This is a genomic window from Streptomyces sp. 12E, from assembly GCF_055633275.1.
The window spans coordinates 4215991-4241620 of record NZ_JBVNCJ010000001.1; the positions used below are offsets into that span (position 1 = coordinate 4215991).

Genomic DNA, 25630 nt, shown 5'->3' on the forward strand with positions numbered 1-25630 from the left:
CGCCCGCGTTCGAGGCGCGTCTGCCGCCGGAGAGCCGGTGGTTCCCGTCCGGCGCCGGCCGGGCCTCGTGCTCGCGTGCGGCCGGGTCGAGGACGTCGCCGCGCGCCGGAAGCCGGCGCTCCCGCCGGGCGGGCGGGCTGCAAGAATGGGCGCGTGACCCGCGCATCCCTGGACAAGCAGCCGCACGAAGTCGCCTCGATGTTCGACGACGTCGCGGAACGATACGACCTGACGAACGACGTGCTCTCCCTCGGCCAGGACCGGCGGTGGCGCAAGGAGGTCGCGAAGGCCGTCGACGCCCGGCCCGCGCAGAAGGTCCTGGACCTGGCGGCCGGCACGGGCACCTCGTCGATGCCCTTCGCCCGCGCGGGCGCCTACGTCGTGCCCTGCGACTTCTCCCAGGGCATGCTCCGGGTCGGCAAGCGGAACAACGCCTGGCTCCCGTACACGGCAGGCGACGCGACCCGGCTGCCCTTCAAGGACGACGTGTTCGACGCCGTCACCATCTCCTTCGGGCTGCGCAACGTGCAGGACACGGACGCGGCCCTGCGCGAGATGCACCGGGTGACCCGGCCCGGCGGGCGGATCGTCATCTGCGAGTTCTCGCACCCGACGTGGGCGCCGTTCCGCACCGTCTACACCGAGTACCTGATGCGCGCGCTGCCGCCGGTCGCCCGGTCGGTGTCGTCCAACCCGGACGCGTACGTCTACCTCGCCGAGTCCATCCGCGACTGGCCCGACCAGCCCGCGCTGGCCGGACGGCTGAAGGGCGCCGGCTGGTCGAAGGTGGCGTGGCGCAACCTCACGGGCGGGGTGGTCGCGCTGCACCGGGGCTTCAAGGAGAGCTGAGCACCACCGCGCGGGGCGGGCCGGGCTGCTCCCGTCCCCGCCGGAACCCGCCCGAGGGCGGCGCCGGCCCGCGCGGCTCGCGCACTCCTCCGCCGCCCTCGCCCTCACCGGAGCCGAACCACACGTGGACCGCGGAGTCCCGCGGCACCTCGGTACCGGGCCGCGGATACCGGCGTACGACGTAGTCGACGACGGCGAGCCGGAATTCCGGCCGGTCCGGGGCGCCGACGGACAGGCCCCGTGCCCGGGCCGACTCGCGCGCGTCCACGGCCATCAGCCCGGCCAGGCGCGGCACGCGCACTTCGGGTGTCGTGGTCACAGGTCCAGCCGGTAGCAGTGGGCCTCGCGCGGGGAGGACGGGATCGTGAACGTCCCGGCGAGGCGCATCCCGAGCCGCCGGGTGACCGCCGTGGAACGGGAGTTGCGGGCGTCCACCACCGCCACCACGCCCTTCGGGCCCGCCGCGCGCACCCGCTCCAGCGTCTGCCGGGCCGCCGCGGTGACGTACCCCTTGCCCCAGTGCTCCCGCGCGAGCCGCCAGCCGATCTCGATCTCGCCCGTCGGGCCCCAGTCGCGCTCCCACGGCTGGGCGCCGGTGAAGCCGACGACCTGCCCGGACCCGTCGAGCACGCTCCACAGGCAGAAGCCGCGTTCGGCGTCGTGCCGGCGCTGGCGGGCGGTGAGCTCCTCGTAGACCGACAACTCCGCGGCCCTGCCGCCGTGGAACTCCATGACGTCGGGGTCGTCGAAGATCCGGTGCCAGGTGACGGCGTCCTCGTCGGTGGGGACCCGCAGCCGTACGGCGGGGAGAGCTCGGTTCACGGGGGCAGCCCTTCAGCCGGGTGATCACGTCCGCTGAATAGACTGCCTGTGTCCAGTGCCGGTCGGCACGCAGATTTCGAACTTGGGGAGATCCCGCCGTGACCGAGCCCCTCTCCGACAACACCGCCGATGTGATCGTCGTGGGCGCGGGGCCAGCCGGCTCCACCACCGCCTACCACCTGGCCCGGTCCGGTCTCGACGTGCTCCTGCTGGAGAAGACCGAGTTCCCGCGCGAGAAGGTCTGCGGCGACGGCCTCACCCCGCGCGCCGTGAAGCAGCTGGTGTCGATGGGCATCGACGTCTCCGAGGAGGCCGGCTGGCTGCGCAACAAGGGCCTGCGCATCATCGGCGGCGGTGTCCGCCTCCAGCTGGACTGGCCGGATCTCGCCTCCTTCCCCGACTACGGACTGGTCCGCAAGCGCGACGACTTCGACGAGCAGCTCGCCCGGCAGGCCCAGAAGGCGGGCGCCCGGCTGCACGAGCGCTGCAACGTGAGCGGGCCGATCGTCGACGACCGCACCGGGCGCATCACCGGCGTGAAGGCCAGGCTCGGCGAGGACAAGCGGGAGGTCACCTTCCACGCCCCGCTGGTGGTGGCCGCCGACGGCAACTCCACCCGGCTGTCCCTGGCGATGGGCCTGCACCGCCGCGAGGACCGCCCGATGGGCGTCGCGGTCCGCACGTACTTCACCTCGCCCCGCCACGACGACGACTACCTGGAGTCCTGGCTGGAGCTGTGGGACCGCCGCGGCCCGCAGGACCGGCTGCTGCCCGGCTACGGCTGGATCTTCGGCATGGGCGACGGGACGAGCAACGTCGGCCTCGGCGTGCTCAACACCTCGGACGCCTTCAAGGAGCTGGACTGGCGCGAGGTCCTCAAGGCCTGGTGCGCCTCCATGCCCGAGGACTGGGGCTACACCCCGGACAACATGACCGGCCCGATCCGCGGCGCCGCGCTCCCCATGGCCTTCAACCGCCAGCCGCACTACACGCGCGGACTGCTGCTGGTCGGCGACGCCGGCGGCCTGGTGAACCCCTTCAACGGCGAGGGCATCGCCTACGCCATGGAGTCCGGGCAGATCGCCGCCGACGTGATCGTGCAGGCCCACGCGCGGGCCACCCCGGCCCAGCGGGAGATCGCGCTGCAGCGCTATCCGCGGGTGCTGAAGGACACCTACGGCGGCTACTACACGCTCGGCCGGGCCTTCGTGAAGCTCATCGGCAACCCGAAGGTCATGCAGATCGCCGCCCAGCGCGGACTGACCCACCCGCTGCTGATGAGGTTCACCCTGAAGCTGCTCGCCAACCTGACGGACCCGACGGGCGGCGACGCGATGGACCGCATCATCAACGGTCTGAGCAAGGTGGCGCCGAAGGCGTGAGCGGGCGCCCGCGCGGCGCGAAGCCGTGAGCGGCGCTGTGGACGGCCGGAGTCCGAAGGACGGACTCCGGCCGTCGGCGTCCGTGCCGGGACGTCGTGGGGGGCCGCCACGGGGCCGTACGGCGTCCGGCCGGTGCGCACCGGCGCCGTCAACCCGCCCGAGCCGCGGGACGATCCGGGCAATCGGGAGATCCCGGTCCGGTGTGCGGGGACGGCGAAGGGCCGCTGCCCCCGAGCGGCAGCGGCCCTTCACGCCATGAGGGGGCGCGGCTCAGAGCACGCGCACGGCACCCGACGCGGGGTAGCCGGAGAGGTCCTGGATGACGACGCCCTTGGAGGGGTTGGCGGCGTCCAGGTACTGGCCGCCGCCGATGTAGACGCCCACGTGGTACGCGGATCCCTTGCCGCCCCAGTAGAGGATGTCGCCGACCTGGAGGTTGGACAGCGAGACGTCGGTGCCGACCATCGACTGGTCCTGCGAGACGCGCGGCAGGTCGACGCCGACCTGCTTGAACGCGGCCTGCACCAGGCTCGAGCAGTCCCAGGCGTTGGGGCCCGAGGCGCCCATGACGTAGGCGTCGCCCACCTGCGCCTTGAGGAAGGCGACGACCGTCGCGACGCTGCCGCCGGCGGGCGCGGAGACGGTGGCGGTGGTGGTGGCGGTCGCGGTGGTGGCGGTCGCGGTGAGGGTGGCGCGCTCGGCGTCGCGGGCGGCGCGCTTGGCGGCGGCCTTGCGGGCCTCCTCGGCGGCCTCCTTCTTCGCCTGGGCCTTCTTCTTGGCCTCGGCGAGGTCGGCCTTGGCCTCCTGCGCGGCCTCCTCCGCGGCCGCGTCACGCTCGGCCTGCAGCTGGTAGTTCGCGGCGGCCTGCTGGGTGGCCTCCGCGGACTGGGCGACCTGAGCGGCCAGGTCGGCCGTCAGGGTGGGCAGTTCGAGGGTCTGCGTCACCGGCTCGGCAGCGTTCGCCGAACCCGAGGCCCCGGCCACTGCCAGAGTGCTGAGGACGCCACCGGCAACTCCGGCCCGCATCGCCATCGTGGTCTGGGCGGTGCGGCGGGGTTTCCGGTGGCTGCGTATGTGAGCGGTGTGGGACATGGGAACAACCGGTACCAGGCGCTGCTTCATATCTTCAAGAAACGTGTGCTGCGCCACAGTTGTTCAACCGGGACTCCGAATCCCGGGCGTGTCGCTTTTTATTGACGCCCTAACGGACATTGCGGGCGTCCGTGATCAGCTCGTGATCACGTACTTTCATCGTTACGTCCGAATTGCCCCGCGCTTACCATCGGTTGGACCGATTGGCCAAGCCCTCTTCCCTTGCGCCTCTCGCGGGTGTGACGGAGGTCACGGAACGATTGCCCGCGCGGTCGCGTCGGGGGCGGTCGCGGCGCTCCGGCCGGCCGCCGGGGATCGACGCGGGCGTCGACGGCCGGTGGCCGGATCGCGTCGCCGGGACTTCGTGAACGCGTGCACACGTCCACATCCCGCCCCCGGACCCCTCCGAGGTGTGAACGGCCCTTTATCAAGAGATCAAGTCCGGCACCAATTTGCATGCACGGGAAGCTTCTTGATATGGAGACGGGCTCCGTGAGCTGCGCCGACGAGGGAAAATGTCACCTTTGGTGATCGCCTGGATGCTTGGCGTGTGAAGATCACCGCTCATCCGACTTCATGATCGTTCGTCAGGTGGTGGAGATCACAAAGCTTGTGCGATACCCCGTGTCGCAGATCACAGACCCACAGGCATAAGATGCGGAGCGGTTGGGCTTGTGACCTGCTTCACATGTTCTCGATCTTCGCCGGGGCGGGCGTGGTTCGTGGGGCTGTCGAGGCGTAGCGAGCCCGCTGCACAACCGCCAGCAGTCAGTGCCGACTGAGAGGAGCGAGGAGCGGTGAACGCGTATGCGCCCATCCTCGTACTGGGAGCCCTCGGGGCAGGCTTTGCGATCTTCTCCGTGGTCATGGCCACGCTGATCGGTCCGAAGCGGTACAACCGCGCCAAGCTCGAGGCGTACGAGTGCGGTATCGAACCGACCCCCACGCCGGCCGGCGGCGGGCGCTTCCCCATCAAGTACTACCTGACGGCGATGCTCTTCATCATCTTCGATATCGAGATCGTCTTCCTCTACCCCTGGGCCGTCACCTTCGACGCCCTGGGGATCTTCGGGCTCGTGGAGATGCTGCTCTTCGTGCTCACCGTCTTCGTCGCGTACGCGTACGTATGGCGGCGCGGCGGCCTGGAATGGGACTGAGGGGCCTTTAGTCATGGGACTCGAAGAAAAGCTGCCGAGCGGATTCCTGCTGACCACCGTCGAGCAGGCCGCGGGCTGGGTGCGCAAGTCGTCCGTCTTCCCCGCCACGTTCGGCCTCGCCTGCTGCGCCATCGAGATGATGACCACCGGCGCCGGCCGCTACGACCTGGCGCGCTTCGGCATGGAGGTCTTCCGCGGCTCACCGCGGCAGGCGGACCTCATGATCGTCGCCGGGCGGGTCAGCCAGAAGATGGCGCCGGTGCTGCGGCAGGTCTACGACCAGATGCCGAACCCCAAGTGGGTGATCTCCATGGGGGTCTGCGCCTCCTCGGGCGGCATGTTCAACAACTACGCGATCGTGCAGGGCGTCGACCACATCGTCCCGGTCGACATCTACCTCCCCGGCTGCCCGCCCCGCCCCGAGATGCTGATGGACGCCATCCTCAAGCTCCACCAGAAGATCCAGACCTCCAAGCTCGGCGTGAACGCCGAGGAGGCGGCCCGCGAGGCGGAGCAGGCGGCGCTCAAGGCCCTGCCCACGATCGAGATGAAGGGGCTGCTGCGATGAGCGACGCGAACGGCGCGGGCGGGCCGGACGGGGTGAACCCCGAGAAGGACCTGTCCGCCGAGAACCTCCCCGGGCAGCGCGGACGGGGCGGCGAGGAGATCCGGGTCCAGCGCGGGATGTTCGGCGCCGCGGGCGGCGGCGACACCTCCGGCTACGGCGGACTGGTCCGCTCGGTCCGGCTCCCGGGACCGGCGGCCCGCCCCTACGGCGGGTGGTTCGACGAGGTCGCCGACGAGCTGGAGGGAGCCCTGGAGGAACAGGACCTGCTCCCGGAGAACGCCATCGAGAAGACGGTCGTCGACCGCGGCGAACTCACCTTCCACATCGAGCGCGAGCACCTGGTCCGGGTCGCGAGGACCCTGCGCGACGACCCCGCCCTGCGCTTCGAGCTGTGCACCGGCGTCAGCGGCGTGCACTACCCGAACGACAAGGGCCGCGAGCTGCACGCCGTCTACCACCTGCGCTCGATCACCCACAACCGGCTGATCCGCCTCGAGGTCAGCGCCCCCGACAGCGACCCGCACATCCCGTCGCTGTTCTCCGTCTACCCGACCAACGACTGGCACGAGCGCGAGACGTACGACTTCTTCGGCATCGTCTTCGACGGCCACCCGGCCCTCACGCGGATCATGATGCCGGACGACTGGCAGGGCCATCCGCAGCGCAAGGACTACCCCCTCGGCGGCATCCCCGTCGAGTACAAGGGCGCCCAGATCCCGGCTCCGGACCAGCGGAGGTCGTACTCATGAGCACGTCGCACGCATCCGCCGCCTCGGCGCGCGAGACCACCGAAGGAACCGTCTACACCGTCACCGGCGGCGACTGGGACGAGGTCGTCGAGACCGCGGCCCGCACCGACGACGAGCGGATCGTCGTCAACATGGGCCCGCAGCACCCCTCCACCCACGGAGTGCTCCGGCTGATCCTGGAGATCGACGGCGAGACGGTCACCGAGGCCCGCTGCGGCATCGGCTACCTCCACACCGGCATCGAGAAGAACCTCGAGTACCGGACGTGGACCCAGGGCACCACGTTCGTGACGCGCATGGACTACCTGACGTCGTTCTTCAACGAGACGGCGTACTGCCTCGCGGTCGAGAAGCTCCTCGGCATCGAGGACCAGGTGCCCGACCGGGCCTCGGTCATCAGGGTGCTCCTGATGGAGCTGAACCGGCTCTCCTCCCACCTGGTGTGCATCGCCACCGGCGGCATGGAGCTCGGCGCCACCACGATCATGATCTACGGATTCCGTGACCGTGAACTCATCCTCGACCTCTACGAGCTCATCACCGGGCTGAGGATGAACCACGCGTACATCCGCCCCGGCGGACTCGCCCAGGACCTGCCGCCCGGCGCGGTGGACCGGATCCGCGAGTTCGTGAAGACGATGCGGAAGAACCTCCCGGAGTACGACAAGCTCGCCACCGGGAACCCCATCTTCAAGGCCCGCATGCAGGACGTCGGCTACCTGGACCTGGCCGGCTGCATGGCCCTCGGCGCCACCGGTCCGATCCTGCGCTCCACGGGCCTGCCGCACGACCTGCGCAAGGCACAGCCGTACTGCGGGTACGAGACCTACGACTTCGAGGTCCCGACCGCCGACACCTGCGACTCCTACGGTCGCTTCCTGATCCGGCTGGAGGAGATGCGCCAGTCGCTGCGCATCGTCGAGCAGTGCCTGGACCGGCTCCAGCCCGGACCGGTCATGGTCGCCGACAAGAAGATCGCCTGGCCCGCCCAGCTCGCCCTGGGACCGGACGGACTGGGCAACTCCCTCGACCACATCAAGAAGATCATGGGCACCTCCATGGAGGCCCTGATCCACCACTTCAAGCTGGTCACCGAGGGCTTCCGGGTCCCGCCGGGACAGGCGTACGCGGCGGTCGAGTCGCCCAAGGGCGAGCTCGGGGCGCACGTCGTCTCCGACGGCGGCACCCGCCCCTACCGGGTCCACTTCCGCGACCCGTCCTTCACCAACCTGCAGGCCATGGCGGCGATGTGCGAGGGCGGCCAGGTCGCCGACGTCATCGTCGCCGTCGCGTCCATCGACCCCGTGATGGGAGGCGTCGACCGGTGACCACCTCTTCTTCCGAGCGGTCCGAGCGGGGCGTCAGCCTGGGCATGCCCGAACTGCCCGCGCCCGCCTACCCGGACGAGGTCCGGGCCCGGCTGGAGGCCGACGCGCGCGAGGTCATCGCCCGCTACCCGGACTCCCGGTCCGCCCTCCTGCCGCTGCTGCACCTCGTGCAGTCGGAGGAGGGCCACGTCACGCGCACCGGGATGCGGTTCTGCGCGGAGATGCTGGACCTGACCACGGCCGAGGTGACCGCGGTCGCCACCTTCTACACCATGTACCGGCGCCGGCCGAGCGGCGACTACCAGGTCGGGGTGTGCACCAACACCCTGTGCGCCGTCATGGGCGGGGACGCGATCTTCGAGGAGCTCCAGGAGCACCTGGGCGTCGGCAACGGGGAGACCACCGACGACGGCAAGGTCACCCTGGAGCACATCGAGTGCAACGCGGCCTGCGACTTCGCGCCCGTGGTGATGGTGAACTGGGAGTTCTTCGACAACCAGACCCCCGAGAGCGCCAAGCGCATGGTCGACGACCTGCGCGCCGGCCGCCCGGTCGCGCCCACCCGCGGGGCGCCCCTGTGCACGTTCAAGGAGACCGCCCGCATCCTGGCCGGCTTCCCCGACGCGCGCGAGGGAGCCGTCGAGGCCACCGGCAGCGCGGGACCCGCCTCCCTGATCGGCCTGAAGCTGGCCAAGGGGGAGGCCGCCCCCGCGCGCGTGGTGCACCCGCGCGGCGAGGCGCCCCGGGACACCCCGCCGCACGAGCCGTCGCCCACCGAGCACCTCAGCTCGCACGACGCGCCGCAGGACACATCGGCCTCCGACCCCGCCCACCCGTCGCCCACCACCACCCGTGATGGAGAGGCTCCGCCTCGCCCCTCCGGTTCGTCGGGTCCCGTCGCAGAGGAGGGGGAGTGATGACCTTGGCACCCGAGCTCAAGGACATGAACCCGCAGAAGCTGCTCGCGCCCGTGCTGTCGGCCTTCTGGGACGAGGACGAGTCCTGGACGCTGGACGTCTACAGGAGGCACGAGGGGTACGAGGGGCTGCGCAAGGCGCTCGCCATGTCACCGGACGACGTCATCGCGTACGTCAAGGAGTCAGGTCTGCGCGGGCGCGGCGGCGCCGGCTTCCCGACGGGGATGAAGTGGCAGTTCATCCCCCAGGGCGACGGCAAGCCCCACTACCTGGTGGTCAACGCCGACGAGTCCGAGCCCGGGACGTGCAAGGACATTCCGCTCCTCTTCGCGAACCCGCACAGCCTCATCGAGGGCATCGTCATCGCCTGCCACGCCATCAGGTCGTCCCACGCCTTCATCTACCTGCGCGGTGAGGTCGTCCCCGTCCTGCGGCGGCTGCACGAGGCCGTGCGCGAGGCCTACGCGGCCGGCTTCCTCGGCGAGAACATCCTGGGCAGCGGACTCGACCTCGAGCTCACCGTGCACGCGGGCGCGGGCGCGTACATCTGCGGTGAGGAGACCGCACTGCTCGACTCGCTCGAGGGCCGCCGGGGACAGCCGCGGCTCCGTCCCCCCTTCCCGGCGGTCGCGGGCCTCTACGCGTGCCCGACCGTGGTCAACAACGTCGAGTCGATCGCGTCGGTCCCCGCCATCATGAACCGGGGCAAGGAGTGGTTCCGCTCGATGGGCAGCGAGAAGTCCCCCGGCTTCACGCTCTACTCCCTCAGCGGCCACGTCGCCAATCCCGGACAGTACGAGGCGCCCCTCGGCATCACGCTGCGCCAGCTCCTGGAGATGAGCGGCGGGATGCGGCCGGGGCACCGGCTGAAGTTCTGGACGCCGGGCGGCTCCTCGACGCCGATGTTCACCGACGAGCACCTCGACGTCCCCCTCGACTACGAGGGAGTGGGCGCCGCCGGTTCCATGCTCGGCACGAAGGCGCTGCAGTGCTTCGACGAGACCACCTGCGTGGTCCGTGCCGTCACCCGCTGGACCGAGTTCTACGCCCACGAGTCCTGCGGCAAGTGCACGCCCTGCCGCGAGGGGACGTACTGGCTGGTCCAGCTGATGCGGGACATCGAGGCCGGCAAGGGACGGATGGCCGACCTCGACAAGCTGAACGACATCGCCGACAACATCAACGGCAAGTCCTTCTGCGCCCTCGGCGACGGCGCCGCCTCGCCGATCTTCTCCTCGCTCAAGCACTTCCGCGAGGAGTACGAGCAGCACATCACGGGCCGGGGCTGCCCCTTCGACCCGGCCAGGTCCACGGCCTGGGCCGACCACCGCACGGAGGTGAACGCATGACCGTGACCACGAGCGCTCCCTCCGGCGGAGGGGAAGCCGCGGTCCCGCCCGAGGACCTCGTGACGCTGACCATCGACGGCGCCGAGATCAGCGTGCCCAAGGGCACCCTGGTCATCCGGGCCGCCGAGCAGCTCGGCATCGAGATCCCCCGATTCTGCGACCACCCGCTCCTCGACCCGGCGGGCGCCTGCCGCCAGTGCATCGTCGAGGTCGAGGGCCAGCGCAAGCCCATGGCGTCCTGCACCATCACCTGCACCGACGGGATGGTGGTGAAGACGCAGCTCTCCTCGCCGGTCGCGGAGAAGGCCCAGAAGGGCGTGATGGAGCTGCTGCTGATCAACCACCCGCTGGACTGCCCGGTCTGCGACAAGGGCGGCGAGTGCCCGCTGCAGAACCAGGCGATGTCGCACGGCAACGCCGAGTCCCGCTTCGAGGGCAGGAAGCGCACCTACGAGAAGCCCGTCCCGATCTCGACCCAGGTGCTGCTCGACCGCGAGCGGTGCGTGCTGTGCGCCCGCTGCACCCGGTTCTCCAACCAGGTCGCGGGCGACCCGATGATCGAACTGATCGAGCGGGGCGCGCTCCAGCAGGTCGGCACCGGTGAGGGCGACCCCTTCGAGTCGTACTTCTCCGGCAACACCATCCAGATCTGCCCGGTCGGCGCGCTGACCTCGGCGGCGTACCGGTTCCGCTCCCGCCCCTTCGACCTGATCTCGTCGCCGTCGGTGTGCGAGCACTGCTCCGGCGGCTGCGCCACCCGCACCGACCACCGGCGCGGCAAGGTCATGCGGCGGCTCGCCGCCCACGACCCCGAGGTCAACGAGGAGTGGATCTGCGACAAGGGGCGCTTCGCGTTCCGGTACGCGCAGCTGAGGGACCGCCTCGACACGCCGCTGGTGCGCAACCCGGAGGGCGAGCTGGAGCCGGCGTCCTGGCCGGACGCGCTGCGGATCGCGGCGCAGGGCCTGCTGGCCTCGCGCGGGCGCACCGGTGTGCTGACCGGCGGCCGGCTCACCGTCGAGGACGCCTACGCGTACAGCAAGTTCGCCCGGGTGGCGCTCGCCACCAACGACATCGACTTCCGCGCGCGCGTGCACAGCGCCGAGGAGGCCGACTTCCTCGCCGCGCGGGTCGCCGGACGCGGCCGTGACCTCGACGGCACGGGCGTCACGTACTCCTCCCTGGAGAAGGCGCCCGCGGTCCTGCTGGTCGGCTTCGAGTCCGAGGAGGAGGCCCCCGGCGTCTTCCTGCGGCTGCGCAAGGCCTGGCGCAAGCACGGACAGAAGACCTTCGCCCTGGCCACGCACGCCACGCGCGGGCTCGAGAAGGCCGGCGGCACGCTGCTGCCGGCGGCTCCCGGGACCGAGACCGAGTGGCTGGACGCCCTGGCGGGCGGCGTCGGCCTGGAGGGCGACGGGGCCAGGGCCGCCGAGGCGCTGCGGGGCGAGGGCGCGGTCGTCGTCGTCGGCGAGCGGCTGGCCGCCGTACGGGGCGGCCTGACCGCGGCCGTCCGGTTCGCCGCCGCGACCGGCGCCCGGCTGGTGTGGATCCCGCGCCGGGCCGGGGAGCGCGGCGCCGTGGAGGCGGGCGCGCTGCCGGCGCTGCTGCCCGGCGGCCGTCCGTCGACCGACCCGCGGGCGCGTGAGGAGGTCGCCGCCCTCTGGGGGCTGGCCGAGCTGCCCCACCGCTACGGCCGCGACACCGGACAGATCGTCGAGGCGGCGGCGCGCGGCGAGCTCCAGGCGCTGCTGGTCGCGGGCGTGGAGGTCGCCGACCTGCCCGATCCGGCACGCGCGCGTGCCGCACTCGCCGAGGCCGGGTTCGTGGTGTCGCTGGAGCTGCGGCCCAGCGAGGTCACCGCACTCGCCGACGTGGTCCTGCCGGTCGCCGCGGTTCCCGAGAAGGCCGGCACCTTCCTCAACTGGGAGGGCAGGGTCCGCCTGTTCGAGGCGGCGCTCAAGCCCGACCAGATGACCCGGCGGCCCGCGCCCACCGACGCGCGCGTGCTGCAGATGCTGGCCGACGCCATGGACGTCCACCTGGGCCTGCCGGACCTGCGCACGATCCGCGCGGAGCTCGACCGGCTCGGCGCCTGGGACGGCCCCGGGGCCACCGACCCGCTGGAGACCGCGGGCGTGCTGCCCCGGCCGGCCGCCGGGGAGGCCGTGCTCGCCGGGCACCGGCTGCTGCTCGACCACGGCCTGCTGCAACTCGGCGACGAGGCGCTCGCCGGCACCCGGCACGCCGCCCGCGCGCGCCTGTCCGCCGCCACGGCCGCCGAGGCCGGCGTCGAGGACGGCGACCTGCTCGCGGTGGCCGGCACCGAGGGGACGGTCGAACTGCCCCTGGCCGTCACCGCGATGCCCGACCGCGTGGTGTGGCTGCCGCTGAACTCCGTCGACGGCGGCGTCGCCTCCGGCACCGGGGCGCTGCCCGGCTCACTCGTCCGTATCGGCCCGGCGACCCCCGCCGGCGAGGCCCCCGAGGAGGTGGAGGCATGAGCCCGTACCTCGCCGCTGAAGACCTCTCGATGTTCGGCCGCGATCCCTGGTGGCTGATCGCCCTCAAGGCGGTGTTCTGCTTCGCCTTCCTGATGGTGACCGTGCTGATCTCCATCGTCATGGAGCGCAAGGTCGTCGCCTGGATGCAGCTGCGCATCGGCCCCAACCGGCACGGCCCCTGGGGCATGCTCCAGTCGCTCGCCGACGGCGTGAAGCTGATGCTCAAGGAAGACGTCGTCGTCAAACGCGCGGACAAGGCCGTCTACGTCCTCGCGCCGATCGTCGCGGCGATCCCCGCCTTCATGGCGTTCGCGGTGATCCCCTTCGGGCCGGCCGGCAACGAGATCTCGGTCTTCGGCCAGCGCACCACCATGCAGCTGACCGACCTGCCGATCGCGATGCTGTACATCCTCGCGGTCGCCTCGGTCGGCATCTACGGCATCGTCCTGGCGGGCTGGAGCTCCGGCTCCACCTACCCGCTCCTGGGCGGCCTGCGCTCCTGCGCGCAGATGATCTCGTACGAGATCGCCATGGGCGCCGCGTTCGCCTCCGTGTTCCTGTACTCGGGGTCGATGTCGACGTCGACGATCGTCGAGGCGCAGACCGACCGCTGGTACGTCCTGCTGCTGCCGGTCTCCTTCCTCATCTACATCGTGACGATGGTCGGCGAGACCAACCGCGCCCCCTTCGACATGCCGGAGTCCGAGGGCGACCTGGTCGGCGGCTTCAACACCGAGTACTCGTCGATCAAGTTCGCGATGTTCATGCTCGCCGAGTACATCAACATGGTGACCGTCTCGGCCGTCGCGGTGACCCTCTTCCTGGGCGGCTGGCGGGCCCCGTGGCCGATCAGCACCTTCTGGGAGGGCGCGAACCACGGCTGGTGGCCGATGCTCTGGTTCACCGGCAAGCTGCTGACCCTGCTGTTCGGCTTCGTGTGGCTGCGCGGCACGCTCCCGCGGGTCCGCTACGACCAGCTGATGAAGCTCGGCTGGAAGGTCCTCATCCCGGTCTCCCTGGTGTGGCTGATGGCCGTCGCCACCGTGCGGGCGCTGCGGAACGAGGGCTACGACTTCACCGACATCGCGCTCTACATCGCCGCGGGCGTCCTCGCCCTGCTGCTGCTCTCCTTCGTCGCCGACCTGTTCCGCGGCCGGGGCGAGGACACCGCACAGCCCGCGGAGCAGCCTCCGTTCGACCCGATGACGGGCGGGTTCCCCGTGCCGCCGCTGCCCGGCCAGGAGCTGCCCCCGGTGCCGCGGCGCCGCCCGCGCCACGAGCGGGAGCTCGTCGCCAGCGGCGGACCGGATGCTCACAGTGACGAATCGCAGGGCGGACCTACGGATGGAAAGGAGGCGTCCGATGGCTGAGGAACCGAAGGACACCAAGCCCGGTTTCCTGAACCCGGTGGCCGGCTTCGGCGTGACCTTCAAGGCCATGTTCAAGAAGCGGCTCACCGAGCAGTACCCGGAGCAGCAGAAGACCACGGCTCCGCGCTTCCACGGACGGCACCAGCTCAACCGCCATCCGGACGGCCTGGAGAAGTGCGTCGGCTGCGAGCTGTGCGCCTGGGCCTGTCCCGCCGACGCGATCTACGTCGAGGGCGCGGACAACACGGACGAGGAGCGCTACTCGCCCGGCGAGCGGTACGGCCGCGTCTACCAGATCAACTACGCCCGCTGCATCCTGTGCGGCCTGTGCATCGAGGCGTGCCCCACGCGCGCGCTGACGATGACCAACGAGTTCGAGCTGGCCGACTCCAGCCGGGCCAACCTCATCTACACCAAGGAGCAGCTGCTCGCCGGCCTGGAGGAGGGCATGGTCGACTCCCCGCACGCCATGTACCCGGGCACGGACGAACAGGACTACTACCGCGGCCTGGTGACCGAGGCCGCGCCCGGCACGGAGCGTCAGACCGCCCACTCCAAGGGCGAGGTGGTCCAGGAGGCCGAGTCCACGTTCGGGCCGGAGGAGCCGGCCTCGGAGAAGGTGATCGGGCGATGACCGGGCAGCTCGCCGCCTACTCGACCTCCACCGGCGAGGCCGTCCAGTTCTGGATCCTCGGCACCGTCGCCGTGATCGGCGCCCTGTGCACCGTCTTCATGCGGCGGGCCGTGCACAGCGCGCTCTGCCTCGCCGGGACCATGATCATCCTGGCGGTGTTCTACCTGGCCAACGGCGCCTACTTCCTGGGCGTCGTGCAGATCGTCGTCTACACCGGCGCGATCATGATGCTGTTCCTGTTCGTGGTGATGCTGGTCGGCGTCACGGCCGCGGACTCCCTGAAGGAGACCATCAAGGGCCAGCGCTGGCTGGCCCTGCTGTGCGGGCTCGGCTTCGGCGTCCTGCTGGTCGGCGGGATCGGGAACGCCTCGCTCAGCGAGTTCAACGGCATCGGCGAGGCGAACGCGGGCGGCAACGTGGAGGGTCTGGCGGCCCTCCTCTTCACCAAGTACGTCTTCGCCTTCGAGATCACCGGCGCCCTGCTCATCACGGCCGCCGTCGGCGCCATGGTGCTCACCCACCGGGAGCGCACCGAGCGCGCCAGGACGCAGCGGGAGCTGGCCGAACAGCGCGTGCGCGAGGGCAAGCACCTGCCGCCGCTGCCGGCGCCCGGCGTGTACGCCCGGCACAACGCCGTGGACATCGCGGGCCTGCTGCCCGACGGCACCCCCTCGGACCTCACCGTCAGCAAGACGCTGCGGGAGCGCGGCCAGATCCGCGACGTGTCGCAGGAGGCGATCAACGACCTGCGGGCGATGGAGCAGCGCGCGGAAGAACGTCTGGAGCGCACCGCGATCGAGGCGCCGACCTTCAAGCGGGCCGAGGAGGCGTCGAAGTGAATCCGGTCAACTACCTGTACCTGGCCGCGCTGCTGTTCACGATCGGCGCCACGGGCGTACTGATCAGGCGCAACGCCATCGTCGTCTTCATGTGCGTCGAGCTCATGCTCAACGCCTGCAACCTCGCGTTCGTCGCCTTCTCCCGGATGCACGGCAACCTCGACGGCCAGATCATCGCCTTCTTCACGATGGTCGTCGCCGCCGCGGAGGTCGTGGTCGGGCTGGCGATCATCGTGTCCCTGTTCCGTTCCCGCCACTCGGCCTCGGTCGACGACGCCAGCCTGATGAAGCTGTGAGGGGCTGCTGAATCGTGGAGAACCTGATTGCGCTGCTGGTGGCGGCGCCCCTGCTCGGAGCGGTGGTCCTGCTGTGCGGCGGACGCCGGCTGGACGCCGTCGGCCACTGGATCGGCACGCTGCTCGCGGCCGTCTCCTTCGCGCTCGGCCTGGTGCTCTTCACCGACCTGCTGGGCAAGGGCGCCGAGGAACGCACCGTCACGCAGCACCTGTTCAGCTGGATCCCGGTGGAGGGCTTCCAGGCCGACGTCGCCTTCCGGCTCGACCAGCTGTCGATGACGTTCGTCCTGCTGATCACCGGCGTCGGCTCGCTGATCCACCTGTACTCCATCGGGTACATGGAGCACGACGAGCGGCGCCGCCGCTTCTTCGGTTATCTGAACCTGTTCCTCGCGGCGATGCTGATCCTGGTCCTCGCCGACAACTACCTGCTGCTGTACGTCGGCTGGGAGGGCGTCGGTCTCGCCTCCTACCTGCTGATCGGCTTCTGGCAGCACAAGCCCGGCGCGGCGACGGCGGCGAAGAAGGCCTTCCTGGTCAACCGGGTCGGCGACATGGGCCTGTCCATCGCGATCATGCTGATGTTCCTGTGGTTCGGCACCTTCGCCTTCGGGCCGGTGCTCGGCACCCTGGAGGAGCCCGGCCTCGCCGGGCAGGCCGGTGAGGGCAAGCTCACCGCGATCGCGCTGATGCTGCTGCTCGCCGCCTGCGGCAAGTCCGCCCAGGTGCCGCTGCAGTCCTGGCTCGGGGACGCGATGGAGGGCCCGACGCCCGTCTCGGCCCTGATCCACGCGGCGACCATGGTGACGGCGGGCGTGTATCTGATCGTCCGTTCCGCGGCCGTCTTCAACGGCGCCCCGGACGCCCAGCTGGTCGTCACCATCGTCGGCGCGGTCACGCTGCTGTTCGGTGCGATCGTCGGTTGCGCGAAGGACGACATCAAGAAGGCGCTGGCCGGCTCGACCATGTCGCAGATCGGCTACATGGTGCTGGCCGCGGGCCTCGGCCCCATCGGCTACGTCTTCGCGATCATGCACCTGGTGACGCACGGCTTCTTCAAGGCCGGGCTGTTCCTCGGCGCCGGCTCGGTGATGCACGGCATGAACGACGAGGTCGACATGCGCCGTTACGGCGGCCTCAGGAAGTACATGCCGGTCACGTTCGTCACCTTCGGCCTCGGCTACCTCGCGATCATCGGTTTCCCCGGCCTGTCCGGCTTCTTCTCCAAGGACAAGATCATCGAGTCGGCGTTCGCCAAGGGCGGCACCGAGGGCTGGATCCTCGGCGCCTGCGCCCTGCTGGGCGCGGCGATCACCGCGTACTACATGACGCGCGTGATGCTGATGACGTTCTTCGGCGAGGAGCGCTGGCGCAACGCCCCGACGCCGTCCCCGGCGGAGCCGGACGTGGAGCCCGCCGCCGAGACCCGCGGCGCCTACACCCCGCCGCACCCGCACGAGTCCCCGAAGACCATGACGGTCCCGATGATCGTGCTGGCCGTCGGGTCGGTCGCGGGCGGCGCCTTCTTCAGCATCGGCGACCGCTTCATGCACTGGCTGGAGCCCGTCACCGGCCACGACCACGGTCACGCGCCGATCAGCGCGCTGACGGTGACGCTCTCCACGGTCGCCGTGATGATCGTCGGTGTGGCGATCGCCTGGGCCCAGTACGGGCGCCGTCCGGTGCCGGCCGTCGCCCCGCGCGGGTCGCTGCTCACCCGGGCCGCCCGGCGCGACCTGCTCCAGGACGACTTCAACCACGTGGTCCTGGTCCGCGGCGGTGAGCACCTCACCCGCTCGCTGGTGTACGTCGACCACACCCTGGTCGACGGGGTCGTCAACGGCACGGCGGCCTCCCTGGGCGGCCTGTCCGGACGGATGCGCAGGCTGCAGAACGGCTTCGCGCGGTCCTACGCGGTCTCCATGTTCGGCGGCGCGGCGGTCCTGGTCGCCGCGACCCTGCTGATGAGGGCGGTCTGATACCGATGTCCTTTCCTCTGCTGACAGCGACGGCGGCGCTCCCGGCCATCGGGGCGATCGCCACGGCCGCCGTACCGGCCGCGAAGCGCACGGCGGCCAAGTGGCTGGCCCTGCTGTTCTCGCTCGCCACGCTGGTCCTGGCGATCGTCGTCCTGGTGCGGTTCGACCCGGACGGCGACCGCTACCAGCTCACCGAGTCCCACGCCTGGATCGCGGACTTCGGGGTCCGCTACGAGCTGGGCGTGGACGGCATCGCGGTGGCGCTGATCGCGCTGACCGCCCTGCTGATCCCGTTCATCGTCCTCGCGGGCTGGCACGACGCCGACCCCCTGGAGACGGGCAGCAGGAGGTGGCGGCCGACGCAGGGCTTCTTCGCCCTGATCCTGGCCGTCGAGGCGATGGTGATCCTCTCCTTCGAGGCCACCGACGTCTTCCTCTTCTACATCTTCTTCGAAGCCATGCTGATCCCGCTGTACTTCCTCATCGGCGGCTTCGGGGACCGTGCCCACGAGCACGGCGAGGAGAAGGCGGCGACCCAGCGGTCGTACGCGGCGGTGAAGTTCCTGCTCTACAACCTGGCCGGCGGTCTGATCATGCTGGCCGCGGTGATCGGGCTGTACGTGGTCGCCGGGAACTTCTCGCTCACCGAGATCGCCGAGGCGCGGGCCGACGGCTCGCTGGACATGGCGACGAACACCGAGCGCTGGCTGTTCCTCGGCTTCTTCCTCGCCTTCGCGGTGAAGGCGCCGCTGTGGCCGCTGCACACCTGGCTGCCCAACGCCATGCAGGAGTCCACCGCCCCGGTGGCCGTGCTGATCACGGCGGTCGTCGACAAGGTGGGCACCTTCGCGATGCTCCGCTTCTGCCTCGGGCTGTTCCCGGAGGCCAGCAAGTGGGCGACGCCCGTCATCCTCGTGCTGGCGGTCGTCAGCATCATCTACGGCGCGCTGCTCGCGGTCGGCCAGCGCGACATCAAGCGGCTGATCGCGTACGCGTCGATCTCGCACTTCGGCTTCATCGTCATGGGCATCTTCGCGATGACCAGCCAGGGCCAGTCCGGGGCGACGCTCTACATGGTCAACCACGGCATCTCGACCGCCGTGCTGATGCTGATCGCCGGATTCCTGATCTCGCGGCGCGGCTCCCGGCTCATCGCCGACTTCGGCGGGGTGCAGAAGGTCGCCCCGGTGCTCGCCGGCACCTTCCTGATCGGCGGACTCGCGACCCTCTCGCTGCCGGGGCTCGCGCCCTTCGTCAGTGAGTTCCTGGTCCTGGTCGGCACGTTCACGCGCTACCCGGTGATCGGCATCATCGCCACCTTCGGCATCGTCCTCGCCGCGCTCTACACCCTCGTCCTGTACCAGCGGACGATGACCGGCCCGGTGCGGCCCGAGGTCTCCGCGATGCCCGACCTGCGGGTGCGGGAGATCGCGGTGGTGGCGCCGCTGGTCGTGCTGCTGGTCTTCCTGGGCGTCTACCCGAAGCCCGTCACGGACGTCGTGAACCCGGCGGTGGAGCACACCATGTCCGACGTACAGAAGAAGGACCCCCGGCCCGAGGTGGAGGCGGCCAAGTGAGCGCAACAGCCGTCCACAGCCTGTGGACAACGGCGGCCGACCCGATCTCGAAGATCGACGCGCCGAAGATCGAATACGGGCAGCTCGCCCCCACCCTGATCATCGTCGGAGCGGCGGTCCTCGGGGTGCTGGTCGAGGCGTTCGTACCGCGCAGATCGCGCTACTACGCGCAGATGTTCGTCGCCGTGGTCGCGCTGGCCGCCGCCTTCGCCGCGGTCGTGGCGCTCGCCGCGGACGGCTACGGCACGACCAAGGCGGGCATCGCGGCGATGGGCGCCGTCGCCGTCGACGGACCGGCCCTGTTCCTGCAGGGCACGATCCTGCTGACGGCGCTGGTCGGCCTGTTCACCTTCGCCGAGCGCCGGCTCGACCCGGAGGCGCACGGCAACCGGGTGGACTCCTTCGCCGCGCAGGCCGCGTCGGTACCGGGCAGTGACAGCGAGAAGAAGGCGGTCAGGGCCGGGTTCACCACCACCGAGGTGTTCCCGCTGCTGCTCTTCGCCGTCGCCGGCATGCTGGTCTTCCCGGCGGCCAACGACCTGCTGACGCTGTTCGTGGCGCTGGAGGTCCTCTCCCTCCCGCTGTACCTGCTGTGCGCGCTGGCCCGCCGCAAGCGGCTGATGTCGCAGGAGGCGGCGGTCAAGTACTTCCTGCTCGGCGCGTTCGCCTCCGCGTTCACGCTGTTCGGCATCGCCCTGCTGTACGGCTACTCGGGCTCGATGTCGTACGCCACGATCGCGCAGGTCGTCGACGGCACGGTCCAGGACGTCAGCCCGGCGCTCGCCGACACCATGGGCAACGACGCGCTGCTGCTGGTCGGCGCCGCGCTGCTGGTCATGGGCCTGCTGTTCAAGGTCGGCGCCGTCCCCTTCCACATGTGGACGCCCGACGTCTACCAGGGCGCCCCGACGCCGGTGACCGGTTTCATGGCGGCTGCGACCAAGGTGGCGGCGTTCGGCGCGCTGCTGCGGATCCTGTACGTCGTGCTGCCGGGCCTGCGCTGGGACTGGCGGCCGGTCATGTGGGCCGTCGCCATCGTCACCATGCTGGCCGGTGCGATCGTGGCGATCACCCAGACCGACATCAAGCGGCTGCTGGCGTACTCGTCGATCGCGCACGCGGGCTTCATCCTCGCGGGCGTCATCGCGACCACGCCGTCGGGCGTCTCGTCCGTCCTCTTCTACCTGGCGGCGTACTCGTTCGTGACGATCGGCGCGTTCGCGGTGGTCACGCTGGTGAGGGACGCCGGCGGCGAGGCGACGCACCTGTCGAAGTGGGCGGGCCTCGGCCGTCGTTCCCCCCTGGTGGCGGCGGTGTTCGCGGTGTTCCTGCTGGCCTTCGCGGGCATCCCGCTGACCTCCGGCTTCGCGGGCAAGTTCGCCGTGTTCAAGGCGGCGGCGGAGGGCGGAGCGGCCCCGCTGGTCGTGGTCGGCGTGATCTCGTCGGCCATCGCGGCGTTCTTCTACATCCGCGTGATCGTCCTGATGTTCTTCAGCGAGCCGCGCCCCGAGGGCCCGACCGTCGCGGTGCCGTCACCGCTGACGATGACGGCGATCGGGGTCGGCGTGGCCGTCACGGTGGTCCTGGGCGTCGCACCCCAGTACTTCCTGGAGCTGGCGGGGGACGCGGGAGTGTTCGTGCGCTGACCCGGCACCCACCGGCACGGCGGCGGCCCGGCACCCTTCGGGGGCCGGGCCGCCGCCGTGCGGGTGAATCTGTGGACAACTCCGGGGCTGTCGGTGCGGGCCCCTATCGTGGAGGCAGTGGTCGAGGGACGGCTCACGAGGGCACGGTGACGGGCGGTAGTGGCGGGATGACAGTGAGGGAGAGCGAGGCGCTGGCCGCGCTGCACCGGGTGTTCGGGTACGACGCCTTCCGCGGCGAGCAGGAAGCGGTCATCGAACACGTGATCACGGGCGGCGACGCCGTCGTGCTCATGCCGACCGGCGGCGGAAAGTCGCTCTGCTACCAGATTCCGGCCCTGGTCAGGCCGGGGACGGGAGTCGTCGTCTCCCCGCTCATCGCGCTGATGCAGGACCAGGTGGACGCGCTGCGGGCGCTGGGCGTGCGGGCCGGCTTCATGAACTCCACGCAGGACTTCGACGAGCGGCGCGTCGTCGAGGCGGAGTTCCTCGCCGGCGAGCTGGACCTGCTGTACCTCGCACCGGAGCGGCTGCGGCTGGACAGCACCCAGGACCTGCTCTCGCGCGGCAAGATCTCCGTCTTCGCGATCGACGAGGCGCACTGCGTGTCCCAGTGGGGGCACGACTTCCGGCCGGACTACCTCATGCTGTCGCTGCTCGGCGAGCGGTGGCCGGACGTGCCCCGCATCGCGCTCACGGCGACGGCCACCCACGCCACGCACCGGGAGATCACCGAGCGGCTCGGCATGCCGGACGCCCGGCACTTCGTGGCGAGCTTCGACCGGCCCAACATCCAGTACCGGATCGTGCCCAAGGCGGACCCCAGGAAGCAGCTGCTGGGCTTCCTGCGCGAGGAGCACGCCGGGGACGCGGGCATCGTCTACTGCCTGTCGCGCAACTCGGTGGAGAAGACCGCCGAGTTCCTCTCCCGCAACGGCATCGAGGCGGTGCCGTACCACGCGGGCCTCGACGCGGGGACGCGCGCCGCGCACCAGGCGCGGTTCCTGCGGGAGGAGGGCCTGGTCGTGGTGGCGACCATCGCCTTCGGCATGGGCATCGACAAGCCGGACGTCCGCTTCGTCGCCCACCTCGACCTGCCCAAGTCGGTCGAGGGCTACTACCAGGAGACGGGCCGCGCGGGGCGCGACGGACTGCCGTCCACGGCCTGGATGGCCTACGGGCTCAACGACGTCATACAGCAGCGCAAGCTGATCCAGTCCGGGGAGGGCGACGAGGCGTTCCGGCGGCGGGCGAACCAGCACCTGGACGCGATGCTCGGTCTGTGCGAGACCGTCCGGTGCCGGCGTGGCCGGCTCCTCGCCTACTTCGGCCAGGACCCCGACCCGGCGGGCTGCGGCAACTGCGACACCTGCCTCACCCCGCCGGAGACCTGGGACGGGACCGTCGCGGCGCAGAAGGTGCTGTCCACGGTGGTGCGGCTGCAGCGGGAGCGCGGGCAGAAGTTCGGCGCGGTGCAGATCGTCGACATCCTGCTGGGGCGGCGCACGGCCAAGGTCATCCAGTTCGACCACGACCAACTCTCCGTGTTCGGCATCGGCGAGGAGCTGACCGAGGCGGAATGGCGGGGCGTGGTGCGCCAGTTGCTCGCTCAGGGGCTGCTCGCGGTCGAGGGGGAGTACGGCACGCTGGTGCTGACCGAGGACAGCGGGGCGGTGCTGCGGCGGGAGCGGGAGGTGCCGCTGCGCAAGGAGCCGAAGAAGCCGGCGGCGGCCCGGGGCACGAGCGGCCGGGGCGAACGCAAGGCCAAGGCCGCCGCGGCCGAGCTGCCCGAGGAGCTCCGGCCCGCGTTCGAGGCGCTGCGCGCCTGGCGCGCCGAGCAGGCCCGCGAGCAGGGCGTCCCGGCGTACGTCATCTTCCACGACGCCACCCTCCGGGAGATCGCCACGGTGTGGCCGACGTCGGTGGCCGAGCTCGGCGGGATCGGCGGAGTGGGGGAGAAGAAGCTGGCGACGTACGGGGAGGGGGTGGTGGCGGTGCTGGCCGGGCTGACGGCGCCGGGAGAAGCCGGCGCCGTGTCCGAGGACTCCGGCGGCCCGGACGACTGGCCCGACACGGACGCCGAGCCGGAACCCGACTGGACGTGAGCGCCGCGCGCCGGGGCCGGGCGGGGGGTGTCGCGCAGCCCGGCGCCGCAGGGCGCCGGCGCGCCCGCCTGTGCCGCCCGGCGGCACGACGTGCCCGCACCCGAGTCACGGCAGGGCCGTCAGGCCCGGGGCGAAGGTGATCAGGAGGGGGACCAGCGGTACCAGGGCCGCCGCGGCCGTGGTCAGGGCGCGGTGGCGGCGGCCGAGGCGGGGCGGGGGCTCCAGGAGACGGTCGACGCGTTCGCCGAGCAGGCGGTGGCTGGAGGCGCAGGACAGCACGCCACGGTGCTGGTTGAGCTCGATCAGCGCCAGCGCGGTGGTCAGGTGGCCGCAGCGGCGGGAGGCCGTGTCGTCGGCGGACAGCTCCACCAGGCGGTGGGTCTGGTCGCAGAAGTGCGCGAACAGCGGGATCCGCGGGAAGCCGGTGGCCAGCGCGGTGGACAGGTGCAGCAGCCAGTCGTGGCGGGCGCGGGCGTGGCCCCGCTCGTGGGTGAGGACGGCGTCGAGCTGGTGGTCGGTGAGGCGTTGCAGGGCGCCGGTGGTGACGATCAGCTGGGGCGGGCTGCCCGGCATCCACCAGGCGTCGGGGTACTCCTCCTCCAGCACCAGCAGCGGACCGCGGGCCGCCGGGAGGCCGGCGGGCAGATCGGGGGCGCGTTCCCGCAGATGAGCCCGGGAGCGGGCGCGCCGGCGGCGGGCCTCGGCCAGTTCGCGCCCGAGCATGGCCGTCGTCCAGGCCGCCCCGGACGCCAGCAGCACGGTGAGGACGATGGTCCAGGGCGAGGCGGCGGACAGGTCGTAGGCCGCGGTGACCGCGGGCGGGGCCGGGGCGAAGAGCTGGGCGCGGACGGTGCCGAAGACGGCGGCGGCGCTCAGGGCGAGGGCCGTGACGCAGCACAGCAGGACGGTGGCGACCAGGCACTGCCACACCCACAGGGCGACCACCGGTTCCCGTTCCGGCCACTTCGACCGGGTCAGCGCCCGGGGGACGGGCACGGCGGCCGTCACGGCGACAACGCTCAGCAGGAGCAGGCAGACGGTCATGCCACGGGCTCCGGATCCTGTTCGGAAGAGGGCGGCTTCGGGTCGTGCTGGGGCGTGCGGGAAGTACGAGGGGAGCGCGGCGCGAACGCACACACCGCCCGACACCAAGTATGACGGCGAAGGGCGGTGCGAGTCAGGGGCTGTCGAACATCGGTGAGGGCCGGACGGGTCAGACCGCGGGGACCACCCGGCCCGTGACCTCGCCGAGGCCCACGCGGACGCCGTCCGGGCCCGGCGCCCAGGCCGACAGCGTCACCACGTCGCCGTCCTCCAGGAACGTCCGCTTGCCGTCCGGGAGTTCGAGGGCGTCACGGCCGTTCCAGGTCAGTTCCAGCAGCGAGCCGCGTTCCCGCTCGGCGGGACCGCTCACCGTGCCGGAGCCGTACAGGTCGCCGGTGCGCAGACGGGCGCCGTTGACGGTCATGTGGGCGAGCTGCTGGGCGGCCGTCCAGTACATGGTGGAGAAGGGGGGCTCGGAGACGACGTGACCGTTGACGGCGACGGTGATCCGCAGGTCGTAGCCGCCGGGTTCCTCGGCCGCGTCGTCCAGGTAGGGCAGCAGCTCGTGGGTGCGCTCCGGCGGCGCGACGCGGGCCTCCTCCAAGGCGTCCAGCGGGGTGATCCAGGCCGACACCGAGGTGGCGAAGGACTTGCCGAGGAACGGGCCGAGGGGCACGTACTCCCAGGCCTGGATGTCGCGGGCGGACCAGTCGTTGAGGAGGCAGAGGCCGAAGACGTGGTCGCGGAAGTCGCCGAGCGGCACCGGCCGGCCCAGCTCGGACGGCACGCCGACGACGAAGCCGACTTCGGCCTCGATGTCCAGCCGGACGGACGGCCCGAAGACCGGGGCGGCGTCCGTGGGCGCCTTGCGCTGGCCCGAGGGGCGTACGACGTCGGTGCCGGACACCACGACCGTGCCGGAGCGGCCGTGGTAACCGATCGGCAGGTGCTTCCAGTTGGGGGTCAGGGAGTCGGCGGCTTCGGGGCGGAAGATCCGGCCGACGTTCCGGGCGTGGTTCTCGGAGGCGTAGAAGTCGACGTAGTCCGCGACCTCGAAGGGGAGATGCAGGGTCACCTCGGACAGCGGGTGGAACAGGGGCTCGACGGTCTCCCGGTGCGCCGGGACGGTCACCCACGCCGTGAGCGCCCGCCGTACGTCCGACCAGGCCGTGCGGCCCGCGGCCAGCAGCGGGCCGAGGGTCGGGCGGGCGAGCAGGGAGGCGTAGGGGGAGCCCAGGGCGTGCGCCGCCGCGCCGGCGTCGAGGACGTGGTCGCCGAGCCGGACGCCCACGGTCCGCTCCGACGAACCGGAGGGCGAGAACACGCCGTACGGCAGGTTGTGCGGACCGAAGGGATCGCCCTCGGGGACATCGAAGGGGGGCATCGGGTGCTGCCTCGCTTTCGTGTGCGCAGGTGCTCCACGTGTCCG

Annotated in this window: 22 protein-coding genes; 17 read left to right on the forward strand and 5 right to left on the reverse strand. The window is 71.2% G+C overall.

The genetic code is table 11. The annotated features are described in order from the left end of the window. Nucleotides 1-153 precede the first annotated feature (153 nt). Nucleotides 154-849, forward strand: a complete 696-nt coding sequence (locus ACZ8ZB_RS19605) for a demethylmenaquinone methyltransferase (protein ID WP_470738989.1) — start codon at nt 154-156, stop codon at nt 847-849. Here ACZ8ZB_RS19605 and ACZ8ZB_RS19610 read toward each other — a convergent pair. Continuing rightward, a complete protein-coding gene (locus ACZ8ZB_RS19610; protein WP_470738990.1) occupies nt 836-1168 on the reverse strand; it encodes a PASTA domain-containing protein in 333 nt (110 codons plus the stop codon). The genes ACZ8ZB_RS19605 and ACZ8ZB_RS19610 overlap by 14 nt on opposite strands. Beyond that, nucleotides 1165-1671: a GNAT family N-acetyltransferase gene (locus tag ACZ8ZB_RS19615; protein WP_470738991.1), complete on the reverse strand. Its 507-nt coding sequence runs from the start codon at nt 1669-1671 to the stop codon at nt 1165-1167. The genes ACZ8ZB_RS19610 and ACZ8ZB_RS19615 overlap by 4 nt, the downstream gene beginning before the upstream one ends. A gap of 98 nt (nt 1672-1769) precedes the next feature. Between ACZ8ZB_RS19615 and ACZ8ZB_RS19620 the strand changes: the two genes are divergently transcribed. Continuing rightward, nucleotides 1770-3053 (forward strand): geranylgeranyl reductase family protein, encoded by a 1284-nt coding sequence (locus tag ACZ8ZB_RS19620; RefSeq protein ID WP_470738992.1) that lies wholly within the window; start codon nt 1770-1772, stop codon nt 3051-3053. Between the two features lie 270 nt (nt 3054-3323). Here the strand turns inward: ACZ8ZB_RS19620 and ACZ8ZB_RS19625 are convergent, their stop codons facing one another. Then, complete coding sequence (locus tag ACZ8ZB_RS19625) at nt 3324-4175, reverse strand: C40 family peptidase (RefSeq protein ID WP_470738993.1); 852 nt, start codon at nt 4173-4175, stop codon at nt 3324-3326. Nucleotides 4176-4942: 767 nt separating this feature from the next. On the opposite strand from ACZ8ZB_RS19625, the gene ACZ8ZB_RS19630 reads away from it, so the two are divergent. From ACZ8ZB_RS19630 to recQ, 15 genes are all read left to right on the forward strand, one after another. Then, a complete protein-coding gene (locus tag ACZ8ZB_RS19630) occupies nt 4943-5302 on the forward strand; it encodes an NADH-quinone oxidoreductase subunit A (RefSeq protein ID WP_003974383.1) in 360 nt (119 codons plus the stop codon). A 13-nt stretch (nt 5303-5315) separates the two neighbouring features. Next, complete coding sequence (locus ACZ8ZB_RS19635; protein ID WP_470738994.1) at nt 5316-5870, forward strand: NuoB/complex I 20 kDa subunit family protein; 555 nt, start codon at nt 5316-5318, stop codon at nt 5868-5870. After that, complete coding sequence (locus ACZ8ZB_RS19640; protein ID WP_470738995.1) at nt 5867-6619, forward strand: NADH-quinone oxidoreductase subunit C; 753 nt, start codon at nt 5867-5869, stop codon at nt 6617-6619. Before ACZ8ZB_RS19635 ends, ACZ8ZB_RS19640 begins: the two co-directional genes overlap by 4 nt. Next, entirely contained in the window at nt 6616-7947 is a 1332-nt protein-coding gene (locus ACZ8ZB_RS19645; protein WP_470738996.1) for an NADH-quinone oxidoreductase subunit D, read from the forward strand. Before ACZ8ZB_RS19640 ends, ACZ8ZB_RS19645 begins: the two co-directional genes overlap by 4 nt. Next, nucleotides 7944-8864: an NADH-quinone oxidoreductase subunit NuoE gene (nuoE, locus tag ACZ8ZB_RS19650; RefSeq protein ID WP_470738997.1), complete on the forward strand. Its 921-nt coding sequence runs from the start codon at nt 7944-7946 to the stop codon at nt 8862-8864. Before ACZ8ZB_RS19645 ends, nuoE begins: the two co-directional genes overlap by 4 nt. Then, nucleotides 8864-10213 (forward strand): NADH-quinone oxidoreductase subunit NuoF, encoded by a 1350-nt coding sequence (gene nuoF, locus ACZ8ZB_RS19655; RefSeq protein ID WP_470738998.1) that lies wholly within the window; start codon nt 8864-8866, stop codon nt 10211-10213. Before nuoE ends, nuoF begins: the two co-directional genes overlap by 1 nt. Continuing rightward, nucleotides 10210-12714, forward strand: coding sequence for an NADH-quinone oxidoreductase subunit G (locus tag ACZ8ZB_RS19660; protein ID WP_470738999.1), 2505 nt, complete (start codon nt 10210-10212; stop codon nt 12712-12714). Before nuoF ends, ACZ8ZB_RS19660 begins: the two co-directional genes overlap by 4 nt. Further along, entirely contained in the window at nt 12711-14084 is a 1374-nt protein-coding gene (gene nuoH, locus ACZ8ZB_RS19665; RefSeq protein WP_470739000.1) for an NADH-quinone oxidoreductase subunit NuoH, read from the forward strand. Before ACZ8ZB_RS19660 ends, nuoH begins: the two co-directional genes overlap by 4 nt. Next, the gene (gene nuoI / locus ACZ8ZB_RS19670) at nt 14077-14718 is read left to right on the forward strand and encodes an NADH-quinone oxidoreductase subunit NuoI (protein ID WP_470739001.1); all 642 of its coding nucleotides are present in this window, start codon (nt 14077-14079) and stop codon (nt 14716-14718) included. Before nuoH ends, nuoI begins: the two co-directional genes overlap by 8 nt. Next, nucleotides 14715-15557, forward strand: coding sequence for an NADH-quinone oxidoreductase subunit J (locus ACZ8ZB_RS19675; RefSeq protein WP_470739002.1), 843 nt, complete (start codon nt 14715-14717; stop codon nt 15555-15557). Before nuoI ends, ACZ8ZB_RS19675 begins: the two co-directional genes overlap by 4 nt. Beyond that, nucleotides 15554-15853: an NADH-quinone oxidoreductase subunit NuoK gene (gene nuoK, locus ACZ8ZB_RS19680; RefSeq protein WP_004927567.1), complete on the forward strand. Its 300-nt coding sequence runs from the start codon at nt 15554-15556 to the stop codon at nt 15851-15853. Before ACZ8ZB_RS19675 ends, nuoK begins: the two co-directional genes overlap by 4 nt. Before the next feature lie 14 nt (nt 15854-15867). Further along, the gene (nuoL, locus tag ACZ8ZB_RS19685; protein ID WP_470739003.1) at nt 15868-17832 is read left to right on the forward strand and encodes an NADH-quinone oxidoreductase subunit L; all 1965 of its coding nucleotides are present in this window, start codon (nt 15868-15870) and stop codon (nt 17830-17832) included. 5 nt (nt 17833-17837) lie between these two features. After that, complete coding sequence (locus ACZ8ZB_RS19690) at nt 17838-19409, forward strand: NADH-quinone oxidoreductase subunit M (protein WP_470739004.1); 1572 nt, start codon at nt 17838-17840, stop codon at nt 19407-19409. Beyond that, entirely contained in the window at nt 19406-21055 is a 1650-nt protein-coding gene (nuoN, locus tag ACZ8ZB_RS19695; protein ID WP_470739005.1) for an NADH-quinone oxidoreductase subunit NuoN, read from the forward strand. Before ACZ8ZB_RS19690 ends, nuoN begins: the two co-directional genes overlap by 4 nt. A gap of 167 nt (nt 21056-21222) precedes the next feature. Then, entirely contained in the window at nt 21223-23157 is a 1935-nt protein-coding gene (recQ, locus tag ACZ8ZB_RS19700) for a DNA helicase RecQ (protein WP_470739006.1), read from the forward strand. A gap of 105 nt (nt 23158-23262) precedes the next feature. Here the strand turns inward: recQ and ACZ8ZB_RS19705 are convergent, their stop codons facing one another. Beyond that, nucleotides 23263-24201, reverse strand: a complete 939-nt coding sequence (locus tag ACZ8ZB_RS19705; protein WP_470739007.1) for a M56 family metallopeptidase — start codon at nt 24199-24201, stop codon at nt 23263-23265. Nucleotides 24202-24370: 169 nt separating this feature from the next. Beyond that, on the reverse strand, nt 24371-25585 hold the full coding sequence (gene fahA, locus ACZ8ZB_RS19710; RefSeq protein ID WP_470739008.1) for a fumarylacetoacetase: 1215 nt from the start codon (nt 25583-25585) through the stop codon (nt 24371-24373). Nucleotides 25586-25630 lie beyond the last annotated feature (45 nt).